We start from the raw sequence: 17763 nt of genomic DNA on the forward strand, positions 1-17763 counted from the left end.
TCCTGTGTGGCGAGACGGGTCTGCGCCAGAGTCTTCTCCATCCCGCGGAACGGGACCGGTGGCCCGGAATGCGATGCATCCGTATTGACGAGCCGACCGTGGTGGAGTACTCCCTCTGGAAACACCGATCGTAGGGGAGGTCCTGATGCCGTTCCTGAGAAGGTGCCGAGCGCTCGCCGATCAGACCAGGCGCGGGTCACGCTCGTGGTCGACGGGCTCCTTGATCTCGTCGTTCGCATACGGAACCGAGGGACTCGCGTTCACATAGGGGATGAACCAGCTGTCGAAGTCCAGCGGCGGCACCGGGATCGCGTCATGGTCGACACCCTCGGACACATCCTGGGGCGCCACATACAGCCGTTCCACGTCGAGATCCTGGAACAGGACGTCGTCGAGGTGCTCTCGCCATGTGTACGGGAGCGCCTCGTCGAGGTCCTTCGCATTCCCCTCGGCCTCGTCGAGGACGAGCTTCAGGGCGAGCTCGTGGGCGACCGACTGCGGGTACACCCAGGCGGCGGCGAACCGCGAGGTCACTTCGATCGTTGCTGCGAGGAACTTCTGCGTGAAGGCGCGATCGTAGTGCGGGGCGAACCGCGACGGCATCCGGGAGAGGACGTGCGTGTCCCGCCACGCCGCCGGATCATCGTGACGCTCCGCAAGGGTGACGAGGTCGGCGAACAGGCACTCGACGATCGCGACGGATGCATTCCAGAGGAGGCCCTTGAGGAGGGTCCGCTGGCGGAGGCTGTCGGCCTCCTGCGAGGGCTCCAGATCTTCCGCGAAGAGCTCGTTGAGGGCCCAGTCGATTCCGCTGAGGCGCGAACCGGTGCGGGCGACCTCGGCGTCGTCGGAGGTGCGGGTGAGCTTGCTGTCCCGCGCGTCCCGCCAGTCCGATCGCACGATCGACGACTGCACCGAGCCGACTCCCGCCACGTGCTGCGCCACGGGGGCGACACCCACGTCGATGAGCGACAGGAGCGCGTCCTCTGCATCTGCGTGTCGTCCGCGCCCGCTCTGCCGGGCGCTGCGCATCAGATCCTCGGGATGCGAGCAGATCAGGTCGAGGTCGATGCGCACGGAGGCGTGGAACCGTTCGGTGGACATGGGGTGATCGTATCCGTGGACGGTCGCTCCGGGACCCACGCGGGCGACCAGGTCTCGTGGATCAGCTCTCGTCGGCCGCCACTCCCATGACGTCGAGGAGCCACGCGAGTTCGAACGCTCGCTCGCGCCAGGAGTTGTAGCGGCCGCTCACACCGCCGTGGCCGGCGACCATCTCGCACTTGAGCAGCGCATCGGCGCCGACCTCGCGAAGGCGCGCGACCCACTTGGCAGGCTCGACGTAGAACACGCGGGTGTCGTTCAGCGAGGTAACAGCCAGGATCCGCGGATACACGACCCCTTCCTGGACGTTCTCGTACGGCGAATACGACTTCATGTACGCGTACACCTCGGGGTTGTGGAGCGGGTCGCCCCATTCATCCCACTCGATCACCGTCAGCGGAAGGGAGGGGTCGAGAATCGTCGTGAGCGCGTCGACGAATGGCACGCCCGCGACGATCCCCGCGAACAGGTCGGGTGCGAGGTTGGCGACCGCCCCCATGAGGAGTCCGCCGGCCGAGCCGCCCTCGGCGGCCAGGCGATCGGGGGAGGTGTACCCGCGAGCGACGAGATCGCGTCCGACGGAGACGAAGTCCGTGAAGGTGTTGCGCTTGTGGAGGATTTTGCCCTCCTCGTACCACTGCCGGCCCATCTCTCCGCCGCCGCGGACGTGGGCGATCGCGAAGATCACACCGCGGTCGAGCATCGACAGGCGTCCGACCGAGAAGCCGGGCTCGATCGAGTGCTCGTAGGAGCCGTAGCCGTACAGGTGGAGCGCGCGCGGCGACGTGCCAGGCTCTCCGAACGAGCGCTTCCACACGACGGAGACGGGGATCCGCGTACCGTCGTCGGCCACGGCCCACACCCGCTCCTGGCCGTACTCCATGGCGTCGTAGCCGCCGAGGACGGGCTGGCGCTTGCGGAGCAGGAGCTCGCCGCGGGCGACGTCGTAGTCGTAGACCGTGCTCGGCGTGACGAACGACGCGTACGCCAGACGGATCACCGGGGGTGCCCACTCGGACGACCCCGACGCACCGACGTCGTACAGCTCCTCGTCGAAATCGATCTCGGCGACGGCATCCGTCGAGTAATCGAGGATCGCCACCCGGGCGAGCCCGTCGCGGCGGTACTCGGTTACGGCCCAGTCGCGGTACGCCGAGACGTCGAGGAGGCGGCGTCCCGGCTCGTGCGGCAGCACGACGCGGCGCTCGCCGGTGGGATCGGATGCCGCGACGCGGACGAGCTCGAAATCGAGCGCTCCATCGTTGTGAAGGATGTAGAGCACGTCCTCGCCGTCGACGACCGCGTGGGTGAGCGAGTACTCGACGCCGTCGCGGCGCGGCCAGACGGACCGCGGCTGCGCCGTGAGGTCGTCGGCGTCGACGAGGAACTCCTCGGACGTGATGGAGGACCCGACGCCGATCACCAGGAAGCGATCGCTGCGGGTGAAGCCGGCGCCCACCCAGTACCGCTCGTCGGGCTCGGTGAAGATCACTCGATCGGATGCCGCATCGGTGCCGACCTCGTGGAGCCACACGGTGTCGGGACGCCAGGCGTCGTCGACCGTCGTGTAGACGATGTAACGGCCGTCGGGCGAGAACACGGCGCCGGAGAACGTCTTCTCGATCACGTCGCCCAGGTCTTCGCCGGTCGTGAGGTCGCGCACGCGGATCGTGTAGCGCTCATCGCCCGAGACGTCGACCGCGTAGAGCATACGAGAGCCATCGGTCGTGATGTCGAGGCTGCCGAGGGAGAAGAACTCGTGCTCGCCCGCCTCGACGTTGCCGTCGAGCAGCACCTGTTCGCCGGGCACGTCGGCGTCGGGGGAGAGGAGCGGCGGGGTCCAGTCGTCCGGATCCGAGATCGGGGCGCGGCAGTGGATGCCGTACTGCTGACCTTCGAGCGTGCGGCCGTAGTACCACCAGTCGCCTCGCCGGGAGGGGACGGAGAGGTCGGTCTCGAGCGTCCGACCCTTGATCTCCTCGAAGATCCGGGCGCGGAGCGGCTCCAGGTGCGCCGTGCGCGCATCGGTGTACGCGTTCTCGGCCTCGAGATGGGCGAGCACATCGGCATCCTCTTTCGCCCGCAGCCACTCGTAGCGGTCTTCGACAGCGTCACCGTGGTGCGTGCGGGTCGAGGGGCGGGGGTCGGCGACGGGCGGGCAGAGGGCGTCAGAAGTCACGTCACCACGCTAACGGACCGGGTCCATCCGGGCTCGGGTTATGCGCGCGCGGATCATGTGCGAGGATTTCTCCGGCCCGGTTAACCAACAGGTGAACTCAGGGTGAACTCTTCGTTCGCACCGCCGATCGCCGCGGCACCTCGTTCCCCCGATCCCGACGGAAAGCGAACTGTGGAAACCGCAGCCCTCATCGTCGTCCTCGTCATTGCGTTGGCGCTCTTCTTCGACTTCACCAATGGCTTCCACGACACGGCGAACGCGATGGCGACCCCCATCGCCACTGGCGCCCTGAAGCCCAAAGTCGCCGTCCTCCTGGCGGCGTCACTGAACCTCGTCGGCGCGTTCTTGTCGACCGAGGTGGCGAAGACCATCTCGGGCGGCATCGTCCGAGAAGATCAGATCTCGCTGGAGATCTTCCCCGCGATCATCTTCGCCGGCCTCGTCGGCGCGATCACCTGGAACATGCTCACCTGGCTTCTCGGACTGCCGTCGAGCTCGTCTCACGCGCTGTTCGGCGGCCTCATCGGCGCGACCCTCGTCGGAGCGAGCGTCGCCGCCATCGACTTCGGCGTCGTCCTGTCCAAGGTCGTGCTCCCGGCGCTGATCGCCCCTCTGACGGCCGGCATCATCGCCTTCGCCGCGACCAAGGTCGCCTATGCGATCACGCGGCGCTACGACGCGAAGCCCGACGGGCGCGACGGCTTCCGGTGGGGGCAGATCTTCACGTCCTCGCTGGTCGCGCTCGCCCACGGCACCAACGACGCGCAGAAGACCATGGGCGTCATCACGCTCGCCCTCATCACGGTCGGCTGGCAGTCGGGGGCCCACCACGAGCCGCAGCTGTGGGTCATCGTCGCCTGCGCCGTCACGATCGCGCTCGGCACGTACATGGGCGGCTGGCGCATCATCCGCACCCTCGGCAAGGGCCTCACCGATGTGAAGCCCGCTCAGGGATTCTCGGCTGAAGCGTCGACCGCGTCGACGATCCTGGCATCGAGCGCCCTCGGCTTCGCGCTCTCGACCACGCAGGTGGCCTCGGGGTCGGTCATCGGATCGGGACTCGGGCGGCGTGGGTCGAAGGTCCGCTGGGGCACCGTGGGTCGCATCATGATCGGCTGGGTCCTGACCCTTCCGGCGGCGGGCGCGGTCGGTGCGGCAGCCGCCCTGCTCGTCGTGTGGTTCGGTCAGCTGGTGGGTGTGCTCATCGGCGCGGTCATCGCCGTCATCGTCGTGCTGGCGATCTTCCTCCGCTCGCGCCGCAACGAGGTGACGTCCGCGAACGCCATGAGCGAGGTCGCCGATTCGGGACGCGCCGTGAAGGTGAAGCGCAACCCGCCGCCCACGCGCCGTCAGGAGCGCGCAGCGCGCCTCGCCGAGAAGCAGAAGGCCACGAGCGGTTCGGAGGAGCAGCGATGAGTGTCGCGATCGATTGGTTCGCCTTCGTCCAGGTCTTCCTCGCAGCAATCCTCGCCGCGAGTGTCGTCGTCACGTTCTACGCCGTCGGCCTTCGGCTGCTCGTCCGGGCCGGGCACGCCCCGGTGGTCGCACCCGTCGAGTTCACCGACGCCTTGACCGTCATCACGGAGAAGGATCAGCGGCGCGCGGCGAAGGCGGCAGCGAAGGCGGCGAGGAAGAGCCCGCTCACCCCCGCCCAGAAGCGGGTCGCCCTGCTCGGGGCGTACGCCTCCTTCTCGGTGTCGGGCCTCGCCGTCCTCGGCGGCCTGCTGCTCATCGTCTTCAACCACTGAGCGCGCCGCAAAGTCGGTGCCACTCCGTAGGCTGAGCGCCATGCAGCCTGTCTCCTTCGGTCGGCATGAGCCGGCGATGCGCACGATCGTCCACCTGAGCGACAGCCACCTGCTCGGAGGCGACGCGCGGCTCGGCGGCCGGTTCGACTCGACCAGTGGGGTCATCGCCGCACTGGAGGCGGTGGAACGCACCGGCATCCGACCCGATGCGATCGTGTTCACGGGCGACCTCACCGATCTCGGCGAGCCCTCGGCATACCGGCGGCTGCGCGAGATCGTGGAGCCCGTGGCGGCGCGCCTGGGGGCTCCGGTGGTCTGGGTGGCCGGCAACCACGACGAGCGTCCCGCCCTCCGGGAGTCACTCTTGGGTCTCCCTGCGACGTCCGAACCCGTGACGGGCGTGTGGGACCTCGGAGGACTCCGCCTGATCGCGCTCGATTCGACCGTGCCGGGCTGGCATCACGGCGACCTCGACGCCGCGCAGCTCGACTGGCTGCGGGCCGAGCTCTCCCAGCCGGCTCCGCTGGGCACCCTACTGGCCCTCCACCACCCACCGCTTCCGAGCCACATCCCGTTCTTCGACATCCTCGAACTGCGCTCGCAGGACGCGTTCGCCGAGGTCATCGCGGGCAGCGACGTGCGCGGCATCCTGGCCGGGCACCTGCACTACTCGACGAGCGGCATCTTCGCCGGAGTGCCCGTCAACGTGGCGTCGGCCACGTGCTACACGATGAATCTGCAGCGGCCCGCGACAGCGGTGAACGGGATGGATGCCGGTCAATCCTTCCATCTCGTCCACGTCTACGACGACACCATCACCCACGCGGTCGTGCCCGTCGGCGAGGCGGAGACGGCGGACTTCTTCACGCCGGAGTGGACCGCGCACATGGCGTCGCTCACCGCGGACGAGCGACTCGAGGAGTTTTCCCGCAAGAGGTGATCGCGGCGAGCGTCGGCGGCTGCTCGGCGAGCGAGGGCGGGCTCGACGGCAGCCCGGCCAACGTGAGGCTCTCTGTGGAGGGCTCGCGCCAGCGGCTGCAGACCGACCGCATCGACCTCTACTACCAGCACCGCATGGACCCGTCCGTTCCGGTGGAGGACACGGTCGGCGCGCTCGCGGAGCTCGTGACCGAGGGCAAGATCCTCGGCTACGGCCTCTCGGAGGCATCCGTCACGACGATCCGCCGGGCGCACGCGGTGCACCCCGTCACCGCGGTGCAGACCGAGTACTCGCTGTGGTCACGCGATCCCGAGACAGATCTCCTCCCCGCCCTCCGTGAACTCGGTATCGGGTTCGTGCCGTACTCGCCCCTCGGCAGAGGGTTCCTCACGGGGGCGCTCCGATCGGTCGACTCCCTCGACGAGAGCGACTTCCGACGGGCGAATCCCCGTTTCGCCGGTGGGGCGCTCGACGAGAACCTCCGTATCGTCGAGGTCATCGAGCGCGTCGCCGCCGAGGCCGAGGCGACGCCCGCGCAGGTGGCGCTGGCGTGGATCCTCGCGCAGGGCGACGACATCGCCCCCATCCCCGGGACGCGCCGCCTCGAGCGGCTGGAGGAGAACGCCGGGGCGGACGCCCTGCAGCTGACGGCCGCGCACCTCGAGGCGCTCGGGGCGATCGGGCCCGCCACCGGCGATCGCTACGCGGACATGTCGAGCGTCAACCGCTGACAGGTGGCACTCGCGGGGCGGCCGCCATCACGGCGACGCCCCGCGAGTAGGCTCGGGTCACACCCACCCGCTGGCGACCCACAAGGACACCATCACATGGCACTCGACGCAACGACGCGCACCGAAACCGACTCCCTGGGAACGATGGAGATCCCCGCGGATGCCTACTGGGGCATCCACACGGCACGAGCCCTCGAGAACTTCCCGATCTCGATGCGGCCGATCTCCGTCTACCGCGACCTGGTGGTCGCCCTGGCCATGGTCAAGCAGGCCTCCGCCCGAGCCAACAAGAAGATCGGCGCGCTCGATCCCGATCGCGCCGACCTGATCGACCGGGCCTCCCAGCGCGTGATCGACGGCGAGTTCCACGATCAGTTCGTCGTGGGGGTCATCCAGGGTGGGGCGGGCACCTCGACCAACATGAACGCGAACGAGGTCATCACCAACATCGCGTTGGAGATGGCAGGTCGCGACAAGGGCGACTACGACTTCCTGTCGCCCATCGACCACACGAACCGCAGTCAGTCGACGAACGACGTCTACCCGACGGCGATCAAGGTCGGGCTGGGACTCGATCTGATGTCGCTCCTCGAGGAGCTCGACCTGCTGCGGCAGTCCTTCCTCGCGAAAGCGGGGGAGTTCCACGACATCCTCAAGGTCGGTCGCACCCAGCTGCAGGATGCCGTCCCGATGACGCTCGGGCAGGAGTTCCACGGCTTCGCGACGACGCTCGGCGAGGACTACCACCGCTTGCGCGAGAACGCGTCGCTGCTCTACGAGATCAACATGGGCGCGACCGCCATCGGGACCGGGATCACGACGCACCCGGATTACGGCCCGGCGGTGCTCGCTCACCTGCGCGACATCAGCGGCCTCGACCTCGAGATCGCGGAGGACCTCGTCGAATCGACGAGCGACACCGGCGCCTTCATGTCGTTCTCGTCCTCCCTCAAACGCAACGCGATCAAGCTCTCGAAGATCAGCAACGACCTCCGGCTGCTCTCGAGCGGACCGCAGGCGGGGTTCGGCGAGATCAACCTGCCGCCCCGGCAGGCGGGATCGAGCATCATGCCCGGCAAGGTGAACCCGGTGATCCCCGAGGTCGTGAACCAGATCGCCTTCGCCGTCGCCGGCGCCGACCTGACCGTGACGATGGCCGTCGAGGGCGGTCAGCTGCAGCTCAACGCCTTCGAGCCGGTGATCGCCCACTCGATCTTCCAGTCGATCACCTGGATGCGGCGCGGCATGCGCACGCTGCGGGTGAACTGCATCGACGGGATCACCGCGAACACCGAGCGTCTCGACCTCATGGTCGGCTCCTCTGTCGGAGTCATCACCGCGCTGACCCCGTTCATCGGGTACGCGGCGGCAGCCGCACTCGCGAAGACGGCACTGCTCACCCGTCGCAACGTCGGCGACCTGGTCGTCGAGGCGGGGCTGATGTCGCGGGAGGACGTCGACAAACAGCTCTCGCCAGCGCGCCTGTCGGGGCTGGAGGTCTCGACCCGCGCGATCCCTGTTATCACGACGACGGGCGATGTGGACGGAAACTGACGTCCGGTTGTCGCTCGCCCCCCGCGACCGCTAGCGTCAGGGGCGTACATCGGCCGATCAGCGAAGGAAACCCCATGACGGACCCCAACCAGCCCTCCCCGCAGCACACTCCGCCCGCGGCCCCGGCTTACGAGGCCCAGGCCTACCCGAACGCACCGCAGTACGCTCCGCAGCCGGTCTCCGGAGGCCCCGTACCCGGTCGCACGATGGGGATCATCGCCCTGATCCTGGCGATCATTCCGTTCACGCAGCTGATCGGTCTGATCCTCGGCATCGTGGCGCTCGTCCAGAGTCGCAAGGCAGGGCAGAAGAACGGCCTCGCGATCGCCGCGATCATCGTGAGCGTCGTGCTCATGATCCTCGGCATCATCCTGTTCATCGCGCTGATCTGGCCGCCCATCGCGGCGGGCATGACCTGCGCGTCCGACCCGACGGCGATCGTCAACCTCTACGGTGTCGACGTCGACTGCATGACCGTGCTGAGCGAGTCCGGTCGGTACTGACTCCTTCGCGCACGACGACGCGGCGGTCACCCTCGGGTGGCCGCCGCGTCGTCGTTCACGCACGTGTCAGTCTGTGATGCGGCAGTGCGTCGTGAGTTCGCCGATGCCGTCGATGCCCACCGTCACGGTGGAGCGGTCGCGGAGGAAGATCTGCGGGTCGCGCGAGTAGCCGGCCCCGCCGGGGCTCCCCGTCGAGATGAGGGTGCCCGGAAGGAGCGTTGCCGAACGCGACAGATACGAGACGAGCTTGGCCACGGGGTGGATCATCTGGCCGGTCGAGGCGTCCTGCACAGTCTGCCCGTCGACGACGGCCCAGATGTGCAGGTCCTGCGGGTCGGGGATCTCATCGGCCGTGACGACGAACGGCCCGGTCGGGGTGAACCCGTCGAACGACTTGCACCGCGACCACTGCGCTTCGGCGAACTGGATGTCGCGAGCGGTGATGTCGTTGACCACCGTGTAGCCCCAGACGTGGTCGAGGGCGTCCTCCAGGGCCACATCGCGCGCAGCCGGGCCGACGATGACCCCGAGCTCCGCCTCGTAGTCGACGGACTGGCTGAGCTCGCGGGGCCACGTGGTGGTGCTCTGGTGCCCCGAGAGCGAGCCCGGCCACAGGGTGAAGATCGTCGGCGCGGCATCGGCCTTCAACCCGAGTTCGCTCGAGTGGGCCGCGTAGTTCAGGCCGATCGCGATCGTCACCGGGTGCTGGGAGACCGCTGACGCGAACACAGCGCCGTCGAGCGGCATCCAGCTCGCCTCGACCCTGTGTGCGCGAACCCGATCGAGGAGCTCGCTCCCGCCGTCGATCAGCCGCTGCAGCGTCGAGGGGGCGCCGTCGAAAAGGGCGGACACCTTCGCCGCGCGATCTCCCTCGACGACCACCAACTGCGGCTCGACGGCACCGTCAAGGACAAGGTGAGCGAAGCGCATGCTCCCAGGCTACCGGTGACCGCTCCGGCGAGGCATGCCGCCGGGCCGCGCTCGCGCGGACTCGCCCAGCCCGGGGTGGTCACCGCTCTAGGCTGAGCGGCATGACGTTCCCGTCGCCGCTCGCGCAGCCAGTGCACGCCGTCCCCGCCACGCCGCCGCCCGCTCCCACGCGGCCGAAGCTGCCGGTGCCGGCGCCCTCACGCGGTCGCGTCGTGCTCTGGATCGTCGCCGTCGTCCTGCTGCTGGTCGCTGCGGCCCTGATCGCCTACCTGCTCACCTTCTTGGGCCCCACAGCATCCGTCGTCGCCGGGTTCCTCGCCCTCATCCCGCTGTTCGGCGTCCTGCTCGTCATCCGCGCGATCGACCGGTGGGAGCCCGAACCGCGCGGCCTCGTGATCTTCGCGGTCTCGTGGGGCGCGATCGCCGCCGTCGCGATCGCGCTCGCCGTCGATCTGCTCCTCGCCGTCGCGGCCGCCCCCGGCGTGATCCCGGCCGGGTTCGCCACCGTCGTGCAGGCGCCGGTCGTCGAGGAGGTCGCCAAGGGGGCCGGCATCCTGCTCATCTACTTCTCGGCGCGCCGGGCGTTCGACGGACCGGTCGACGGCGTGGTCTACGGCGCCCTCATCGGGGCAGGTTTCGCGTTCACGGAGAACATCCTGTACTTCGCCGACAGCCTGCTGACGGGTGGGGCTCAGGACGCCGCCTACACCTTCTTCCTCCGTGGCATCCTCTCGCCCTTCGCGCACGTGATGTTCACCTCCGTGATCGGATACGCCGTCGGGATCGCCGCGCGGCGGGGGGCGTCTCGCGGGGGAGCGATCGGTCCGTGGGCCGGCGGGCTCGTCGTGGGCATCGCGCTGCATGCGCTCTGGAACGGCTCGGCGATGTACGCCGATTTCTTCGCCGTCTACGGCACTCTTCAGGTGCCGCTCTTCGTCGCGTTCACCATCGGCGTCGTCCTCCTCCGCCGCGAGGAGGCGAGGCTCACCCGCCTGCGACTCGGGGAGTACGCTGCGGCGGGATGGTTCTCGCCGGCGGAGGTCGACATGCTCGCCACGCCGACAGGGCGAGGAAAGGCGATCGCCTGGGCGCGGACTCTTCCCGGGGACCGGTCGTCGATCATGCGGCGATTCATCGCGGAGGCCGGCGCCCTCGCGGCGACGCGTCAGCGTGTCGTCGGGGGACGCGACCCGCGCGCGGCGGCGGACGAACGGATCTATCTCGACCGGGTCGTGGCGGCGCGGGACGAGCTACTCGCTCGCTGAGGCCTGCGGGAGAGGAAAGACTCAGCGCCCGGTGCTGCGGCGATGCCTGCAAGACTTCCGGGCGCTGAGTTGATCTGGTGCCATCCTCCTGCGGGTACATGGCGCTGTCAAGGACCCTCGCTGCGTGCGCGATCTCGGGGTCGGTGACGAATCGATTTGTATTCGAGGAAATATAGTTGGCGAGGCCGGCGTTCACTCCCTCGACGCCGGACGCTCCGGAACGCTTACACGAAGGATCACCATGACCGACTCGTCCAACACCCTCGACATCCCCGGCTACAAGGCAGGCACCTGGGTGCTCGACCCCTCGCACAGCGAGGTCGGCTTCAGCGTCCGCCACATGATGATCTCGAAGGTCCGCGGACACTTCGCCGTCAAGGAAGCCACCCTCGTGGCACCCGAGAACCCGCTCGACGTCACCCTCGAGGCCAAGGTCGACGCCTCGACGCTCGACACCAAGGACGAGGGTCGCGATGGGCACCTCCGCGGCGAGGACTTCTTCGACGTCGAGAAGTACCCCTTCATCACGTTCGTCTCGACGGGTGTCCGCTTCGAGAAGGGCGACCTGCTCGTCGAGGGCGACCTCACGATCAAGGACGTCACCAAGAAGGTCACCTTCGACGTCGACTTCGGCGGATTCGGCAGCGACCCGTGGGGCAACTACAAGGCGGGTGCGACGGCCAAGACCGTCATCAACCGCGAAGACTTCGGCCTGACCTGGAACGCGGCGCTCGAGACCGGCGGCGTGCTCGTCGGCAAGGACGTCACGATCGAGCTCGACCTCCAGGGCTCCATCCAGGCCTGACTCGCGTTGACCCGGGGGGCACGCTCGGCTTGGATGGGAGCATGACTGCAGACCGCACCAAGCCCGAGATCGACGCACCCCTCGACCCGGCACCCACCGACCTCGTCACCCGCGACCTCATCGAGGGCGACGGGGCCGAAGCCAAGCCGGGCGACAACGTCACCGTTCACTACGTCGGTGTCGAGTACGTGTCGGGTGAAGAGTTCGACTCGTCCTGGAACCGCGGCGAGAGCATCCAGTTCCCCCTCCGCGGTCTCATCCAGGGCTGGCAGGACGGCATCCCCGGCATGAAGGTGGGAGGGCGACGCGAACTCGTCATCCCGCCGCACCTCGCGTACGGCCCCGCGGGCGGTCACTTCCTGGGCGGCAAGACGCTCATCTTCGTGATCGACCTGCTCGACGTCGCCTGAGTCGACGAGTTCAGAACGACCCGGCCGGTCTCCGGCCGGGTCGTTCTCTCACTGGGGGACGAGAACATGAGCTGGACGCATCGGATGAGAGCGACCGCGATCGCCGCGGCGCTCGTCGTCGCATCGGCCCTGTTCGTCGCGCCGCCGGCCGGAGCGGCCTCCACCGCGCCCCCGGCTCCCTCCGCACCGGCGCCGGATCCGTCGGCCGCCTCTGTCTGGGGCTACTTCCGCACCCCCTGGGCGGCGGACGGCTCGGTCGTCGAGACACGCTCCGACGGCACGCGCGTCATCCTGTCGGCAGCGGAGTGGGCGGGCCGGGGCAGCCCTCCTGTGTCGATCGCTCCCGTGGACTACGTGCGCACCTCGTGGTCTCCGACGGTCTACGCGCTCGTCACCTGGCCCGATCGGGCGGATGACCGCGACGTCGACCTCGTGTCGGTGCCGACGCCGGCGCAGCTGCGCGTGGCGGGGTCGCCCCGCGCACGGGTGGTCGGCGCGATTCCCACCACTCGCTACAGCCAGTACGCCTCGGGTCCGCGAGACCTCTACGCCGAGACCCCCGACGGGTCCGTTCACCTGCTCACCCGCGATGAGCGCCGCGCCGCCGGATCCCCGCAGCCGGAGCGGGTCATCCCCGGCGGCTACTACCGGACTGCGTGGACCGGCGCCGTCTTCTTCGTCCGTCCCGGCGGCGCGCGCGAGGCCGTGACCCGCGCCTCCTATCTGGCCGCGGGCGAGCCGCAGGTCTCGATCACTCCGACGTCGTTCGTGCGCGCACCGTGGTCGCCGCATGTGTACGCGCTCGTGACCTGGCCGCACGCCCCGGGGGACCGCACCGTCGATCAGGTCTCGCGACTGAGCTCTGCGCAGTACGCCGCCGCCGGACGCCCCCGGGTCGAGACGCGCCAGCGCATCCCCGGTGATGCCTTCGTGAAACTGACCGTCGGTCCCACCGTCTACCACCGCCTCGGCGGCATCCTGACCCCCGTCACGACGGCGCAGTGGCGCACGGCGGGCGCCCCCAAGGTCGCCACGGTCCGTCCTGGTGCGCCGCTGCGCATCCGCGACATCCTCATCGTCAACAAGTCGGTCGGCCTGCCCGCCTCGTACGGCAACGGCCTCCGCCCGGAACTGCGACGGGCGTTCGCGAAGATGAAAGCGGATGCCGCTGCCGACGGCGTCCGGCTGAGTGTCGTGTCGGGCTTCCGGTCGTACGCCTCGCAGCGGAGCGTGTTCGCGAGCAAGGTGCGCCAGCACGGGCGAGCGACCGCGGAGCGTCGATCTGCGCGACCGGGGCACAGCGAGCATCAGACCGGGCTCGCCATCGACGTGGGCGCCATCTCGCAGGCCTGGGGATCGACGAAGGCCGGCAAGTGGGTCGCGCGTCACGGACACGAGTACGGGTTCATCGTCCGCTACCCGCAGGGCAAGGAGCGGATCACCGGCTACCGATGGGAGCCGTGGCACCTGCGGCACGTGGGCGTGGGCACGGCGACGCATTTGAAGAAGACCGGTCTCACCCTCGAGGAGTACCTCGGCGTCCCCTCGCGATACTGACGCCCCCGGGCTGGTAGACTCCTTCAGTTGCCGTTCGATCGGCCGCGGATAAAGAGAGCCCACACATCAGGTGTTGGGCGCCGCGCAACGAAGAGGAAGGGGATCACCTATGGCACTGGAAGCAGACGTCAAGAAGGCGATCATCGAAGAGTACGCGACGCACCCCGGTGACACCGGATCCCCCGAGGTGCAGGTCGCGATGCTGACGCAGCGCATCAAGGACCTCACCGAGCACCTCAAGGAGCACAAGCACGACCACCACTCGCGTCGTGGGCTGTTCCTGCTCGTCGGTCAGCGCCGCCGTCTCCTGGGCTACCTCCAGGACGTCGACATCAACCGTTACCGCTCGCTCATCGAGCGCCTCGGCCTCCGTCGATAAGGCATCGCCCCCAGCGTTCAATCGCGCAAAACTTTCTTGAGAAGGCCGCCCCAGGTGTGGGGCGGCCTTTCTTTTCGCCCGCCGCACGGCGCATGATTTGCGGACCGGGCGAAGAGGAGTACAGTCGACTCCGGCTTAGGTAAGCCTTACTTCACTTCGGAGGGTGTCGTCCGTGCTTCCCAGTCTTCTCATCGGCCTTCGCGAGGGCCTCGAAGCGGCGATCGTGGTCGGCATCCTCGTCGCCTACCTCGCCCGGCTCGGACGCCGCGATGTGTTGCCCCGCCTCTGGCTCGGCGTCGGCCTCGCCGTCGCGATCTCGCTCGTCGCCGGCGCCGTCCTCACCTTCGGTGCCTACACCCTGACCTTCACGGCACAGGAGATCCTCGGCGGCTCCCTCTCACTCATCGCGGTGGCGATGGTCACGGCGATGATCTTCTGGATGCAGCGCATCGGCCGGGGACTCAAGCGCGCCCTCGAGGGAGATGTCGATCGCGCGCTGGCCACCGGTGCGCTCTGGGGAGTGGTCGTCATCGGCTTCGTGTCCGTCGCCCGTGAGGGCCTCGAGACGACGCTTCTGCTCTGGTCGTTGTTCCAGTCGTTCGACGAGCAGCCCCCGGCCCTTCTGGGGGCGGTCGTCGGGATCGCCATCGCCATCGTTCTCGGCTGGGCGATCTCACGGGGGATGGTGCGCCTCGACCTCCGGCTCTTCTTCACCTGGACGGGCGCGCTCCTCGTGGTCGTCGCCGCGGGCGTGCTCGCCTACGGCATCCACGATCTGCAGGAGGCGGGCGTCCTGCCCGGGCCCTTCTCCGCGGGCGCGCCGGTGGACCCGGTCACCGGCGCGGTCGCCGTGGGGCTCGGCGCCGCGCCCCTGGGCTGGGCGTTCGACGTGTCGGGAATGATCGCACCGGGGAGCACGGGCGCCGCCCTCCTCCAGGCCACGGTCGGCTTCATGCCGAAGATGAGCTGGCTGCAGGTCTTCGGATGGACCGCCTACGTGGTCGTCGTCGGCATCCTCTTCGTCCGCGGTGCGCGCTCGCACACCGCCCCCTCCCGAGCGGATGCCTCCGCTCCCGTCCTGCAAGGAACACCCGCATGAACGCTCCCCGCCTCCTCGTCGGCCTCGCCGGCGTCGCCGCCTTCGGCCTCGCCCTCACAGGCTGCGTCGCGAAGGTGGATGCGGCCTCGTCCGCCTCCCTCGCCGTGAACGCCTCCGATTCGACGTGCGCCGTGTCGGCGACGTCGGCGAAGAGCGGACCGCTCGCCTTCGAGGTCACGAACGAGGGCACCGAGGTGAGCGAGTTCTACCTCCTCGCCGAGGATGGGCTGCGGATCGTGGGCGAGGTCGAGAACATCGCCCCCGGCGCATCGCGGACGCTCACCGTCGTGGCGCAGCCGGGCGAGTACTTCACCCTCTGCAAGCCCGGCATGGTCGGCGAAGGGGTCGGACGCGCGGCCTTCCGCGTCTCGGGCGAGCAGGTTGCGGCCACGGGGGACGACGCCGAGCAGAAGGAGCAGGCGGTGTCGCTGTACGAGGCCTTCGTGAAGGACCAGGTCGAGCAGCTCGTCCCCGCCGTCGCAGAGTTCACCGCGTCGTACACGAGCGGTGATGACGACGCCGCGCGAGCCGCCTTCCCCCAGGTGCGCGCCTTCTACGAGCGCATCGAGCCCGTCGCCGAATCGCTCGGCGACCTCGACCCGAAGATCGACTACCGCGAAGTCGACGCCGTCGCCGAAGGTCTCGACTGGACCGGTTTCCACCGGATCGAGAAGGATCTCTGGGTGCCCGCCAAAGACGCACTCAACGCGGACGACGTCACTCCGGCGTGGCAGGACTGGGCTCCCTCGACCGATGCGGAGCGGGTGAAGTTCGCCGACCAGCTCGTCGCCGACGTCGGTCAGCTGAACGACTACGTGCACTCGGAGGAGTTCACGACCGCCCTCCAGGCCCAGGGGATCGCGGGGATCTCCAACGGCGCCATCGCCCTGCTCGACGAGGTCGCCACCGGCAAGATCTCGGGCGAGGAGGACTGGTGGAGCGGCACCGACCTCTACGACTTCGCCGCGAACGTCGAAGGCTCGAAGATGGCCTACTCGCTCGTCCGCGACCTCGCCGCGGCATCCGGTGACAGCGGAGAGAGCCTCGTCGCCGACATCGACGCGGGCTACGCCGCACTCGAGGCCAAGCTCGCGACCTACGGCAGCTTCGACGCCGGCTTCGCGCCGTACCGCGACCTCACCGACGCCGACACGCGCGACCTCACCGATCTCATCAACGCGCTCGCCGAGCCCCTTTCGCGGCTCACGAGCACCGTCCTGGCATGACGGATGCTGCCGAGTCGGCGCCCGCCTCCGCGCCGGATCCCGCTGCGGAGGTGGAGCCCGGATCGCGCCTGAGCCGCCGCGGACTGTTCGGCCTCCTCGGGGCCGGTGCGGCCGGACTCGCGATCGGCGGTGCGGGAGGTGCCGGGGTCGCCGTGTCGCTCACCGGCGCCGGCGGGGGAGCAGGCGGCATCCGCCCGTTCTTCGGAAGCCATCAGGGCGGCATCACCACCGAGGTGCAGGACCATCTGCACTTCGCGTCGTTCGACATGGTCGAGGGCGCGAACCGGGAGGATCTCGTGTCGCTCCTGCAGGACTGGTCGTACGCGGCCGCGCGCATGACGCAGGGGCTCGACGTGAGCGCGAGCGGCGCCGTCGGAGGGTCGCCGCAGGCGCCGCCCGACGACACCGGCGAGGCGCTGGACCTGCCCGCCAGCAACCTCACGATCACGTTCGGGTTCGGGCCCGACCTGTTCGAGGCGGACGGTGTCGACCGCTTCGGCATCCGGTCGCAGCGGCCGGCGGAGCTGCAGCCCCTTCCCCCGTTTCTCGGCGACGACCTCGACCCGCTCCGCTCCGGCGGCGCGCTTTGCATCCAGGCGTGCGCGGACGACCCCCAGGTCGCCGTCCACGCGGTGCGCAACCTCAGCCGGATCGCCTTCGGCCGAGCGCGCATCCGGTGGTCGCAGCTGGGGTTCGGCCGCACGTCGAAGACGACGGCCGCGCAGGCGACTCCCCGGAACCTCTTCGGGTTCAAGGACGGCACCGCGAACATCCTCGCCTCGGATGCCGCGGGCCTCGCCGAGCACGTCTGGGTCGGCGACGAGGGCCCCGCATGGATGGCGGGCGGCAGCTACCTCGTCGCACGGCGGATCCGTCAGACGATCGAGAGCTGGGACCGTCTCCGCCTCGCCGAGCAGGAGCGCACGATCGGCCGTGACAAGCGCGTCGGCGCACCGCTCTCGGGCGGCGACGAGTTCACGGAGCCCGATTTCACCCGCACGGATGCCGGGGGAGCCCCGCGCATCGACGCGCTCTCGCATGTGCGGCTCGCGCATCCGACAAGCAATGGGGGCATCCGGCTGCTCCGCCGCGGATACAACTTCGTCGACGGGAACGACGACCGTGGATCCCTCGAGGCGGGCCTGTTCTTCCTGTCGTTCCAGCGGTCCCCGGCCCACTTCGTGACGGTGCAGCGCTCGCTCGGTGCCGACGTGCTGTCGGAGTACCTCCGGCACGTCGGGTCGGGCGTGTGGGCGGTGCCGCCGGGCGCGTCCCCGGGCTCGTACGTCGGCGCGCGTCTGTTCGGCTGACCCGACCGGCATCCGCGTTCGCG

Annotated in this window: 16 protein-coding genes and 1 pseudogene; 14 read left to right on the forward strand and 3 right to left on the reverse strand. The window is 69.2% G+C overall.

Going from position 1 to position 17763, the window contains the following annotated elements:
* Positions 1 to 180: 180 nt before the first annotated feature.
* Complete coding sequence (locus ACJJV7_RS03515) at positions 181 to 1104, reverse strand: hypothetical protein (RefSeq protein WP_405372535.1); 924 nt, start codon at positions 1102 to 1104, stop codon at positions 181 to 183.
* Positions 1105 to 1165: 61 nt separating this feature from the next.
* On the reverse strand, positions 1166 to 3283 hold the full coding sequence (locus ACJJV7_RS03520) for a S9 family peptidase (protein ID WP_405372536.1): 2118 nt from the start codon (positions 3281 to 3283) through the stop codon (positions 1166 to 1168).
* 171 nt (positions 3284 to 3454) lie between these two features.
* On the opposite strand from ACJJV7_RS03520, the gene ACJJV7_RS03525 reads away from it, so the two are divergent.
* From ACJJV7_RS03525 to ACJJV7_RS03550, 6 genes and pseudogenes are all read left to right on the forward strand, one after another.
* Positions 3455 to 4699, forward strand: coding sequence for an anion permease (locus ACJJV7_RS03525; protein WP_405372537.1), 1245 nt, complete (start codon positions 3455 to 3457; stop codon positions 4697 to 4699).
* Positions 4696 to 5031 (forward strand): peptidase, encoded by a 336-nt coding sequence (locus ACJJV7_RS03530; RefSeq protein WP_405372538.1) that lies wholly within the window; start codon positions 4696 to 4698, stop codon positions 5029 to 5031. Before ACJJV7_RS03525 ends, ACJJV7_RS03530 begins: the two co-directional genes overlap by 4 nt.
* Before the next feature lie 40 nt (positions 5032 to 5071).
* The gene (locus ACJJV7_RS03535; protein WP_405372539.1) at positions 5072 to 5971 is read left to right on the forward strand and encodes a phosphodiesterase; all 900 of its coding nucleotides are present in this window, start codon (positions 5072 to 5074) and stop codon (positions 5969 to 5971) included.
* Positions 5972 to 6006: 35 nt separating this feature from the next.
* Positions 6007 to 6702 (forward strand): annotated as a pseudogene (locus ACJJV7_RS03540) (aldo/keto reductase); the annotation flags it as partial.
* Positions 6703 to 6798: 96 nt separating this feature from the next.
* Positions 6799 to 8256 carry an aspartate ammonia-lyase gene (locus ACJJV7_RS03545; protein WP_405372540.1) on the forward strand — a complete coding sequence of 486 codons (1458 nt, stop codon included), beginning with the start codon at positions 6799 to 6801 and terminating at the stop codon, positions 8254 to 8256.
* Between the two features lie 74 nt (positions 8257 to 8330).
* Positions 8331 to 8759, forward strand: a complete 429-nt coding sequence (locus tag ACJJV7_RS03550) for a DUF4190 domain-containing protein (RefSeq protein ID WP_405372541.1) — start codon at positions 8331 to 8333, stop codon at positions 8757 to 8759.
* A gap of 66 nt (positions 8760 to 8825) precedes the next feature.
* Here the strand turns inward: ACJJV7_RS03550 and ACJJV7_RS03555 are convergent, their stop codons facing one another.
* On the reverse strand, positions 8826 to 9689 hold the full coding sequence (locus ACJJV7_RS03555; protein ID WP_405372542.1) for a fumarylacetoacetate hydrolase family protein: 864 nt from the start codon (positions 9687 to 9689) through the stop codon (positions 8826 to 8828).
* Between the two features lie 101 nt (positions 9690 to 9790).
* Between ACJJV7_RS03555 and ACJJV7_RS03560 the strand changes: the two genes are divergently transcribed.
* The 8 genes from ACJJV7_RS03560 (at position 9791) to efeB (ending at position 17740) form a co-directional block, all read left to right on the forward strand.
* On the forward strand, positions 9791 to 10954 hold the full coding sequence (locus ACJJV7_RS03560) for a PrsW family intramembrane metalloprotease (protein ID WP_405372543.1): 1164 nt from the start codon (positions 9791 to 9793) through the stop codon (positions 10952 to 10954).
* A gap of 241 nt (positions 10955 to 11195) precedes the next feature.
* The gene (locus ACJJV7_RS03565) at positions 11196 to 11759 is read left to right on the forward strand and encodes a YceI family protein (RefSeq protein ID WP_405372544.1); all 564 of its coding nucleotides are present in this window, start codon (positions 11196 to 11198) and stop codon (positions 11757 to 11759) included.
* Positions 11760 to 11800: 41 nt separating this feature from the next.
* Positions 11801 to 12169, forward strand: coding sequence for an FKBP-type peptidyl-prolyl cis-trans isomerase (locus ACJJV7_RS03570; RefSeq protein WP_405372545.1), 369 nt, complete (start codon positions 11801 to 11803; stop codon positions 12167 to 12169).
* Between the two features lie 66 nt (positions 12170 to 12235).
* The gene (locus ACJJV7_RS03575; RefSeq protein WP_405372546.1) at positions 12236 to 13726 is read left to right on the forward strand and encodes a D-alanyl-D-alanine carboxypeptidase family protein; all 1491 of its coding nucleotides are present in this window, start codon (positions 12236 to 12238) and stop codon (positions 13724 to 13726) included.
* Positions 13727 to 13835: 109 nt separating this feature from the next.
* A complete protein-coding gene (rpsO, locus tag ACJJV7_RS03580; RefSeq protein ID WP_018187174.1) occupies positions 13836 to 14105 on the forward strand; it encodes a 30S ribosomal protein S15 in 270 nt (89 codons plus the stop codon).
* 172 nt (positions 14106 to 14277) lie between these two features.
* A complete protein-coding gene (gene efeU, locus ACJJV7_RS03585) occupies positions 14278 to 15204 on the forward strand; it encodes an iron uptake transporter permease EfeU (protein ID WP_405372547.1) in 927 nt (308 codons plus the stop codon).
* Complete coding sequence (gene efeO / locus ACJJV7_RS03590) at positions 15201 to 16430, forward strand: iron uptake system protein EfeO (protein WP_405372548.1); 1230 nt, start codon at positions 15201 to 15203, stop codon at positions 16428 to 16430. The genes efeU and efeO overlap by 4 nt, the downstream gene beginning before the upstream one ends.
* Positions 16427 to 17740 carry an iron uptake transporter deferrochelatase/peroxidase subunit gene (gene efeB / locus ACJJV7_RS03595; RefSeq protein WP_405372549.1) on the forward strand — a complete coding sequence of 438 codons (1314 nt, stop codon included), beginning with the start codon at positions 16427 to 16429 and terminating at the stop codon, positions 17738 to 17740. Before efeO ends, efeB begins: the two co-directional genes overlap by 4 nt.
* Positions 17741 to 17763: the final 23 nt, after the last annotated feature.

Origin of the sequence: Microbacterium sp. Ld4 (assembly GCF_045066555.1) — a bacterium.
Taxonomy (GTDB): domain Bacteria; phylum Actinomycetota; class Actinomycetes; order Actinomycetales; family Microbacteriaceae; genus Microbacterium.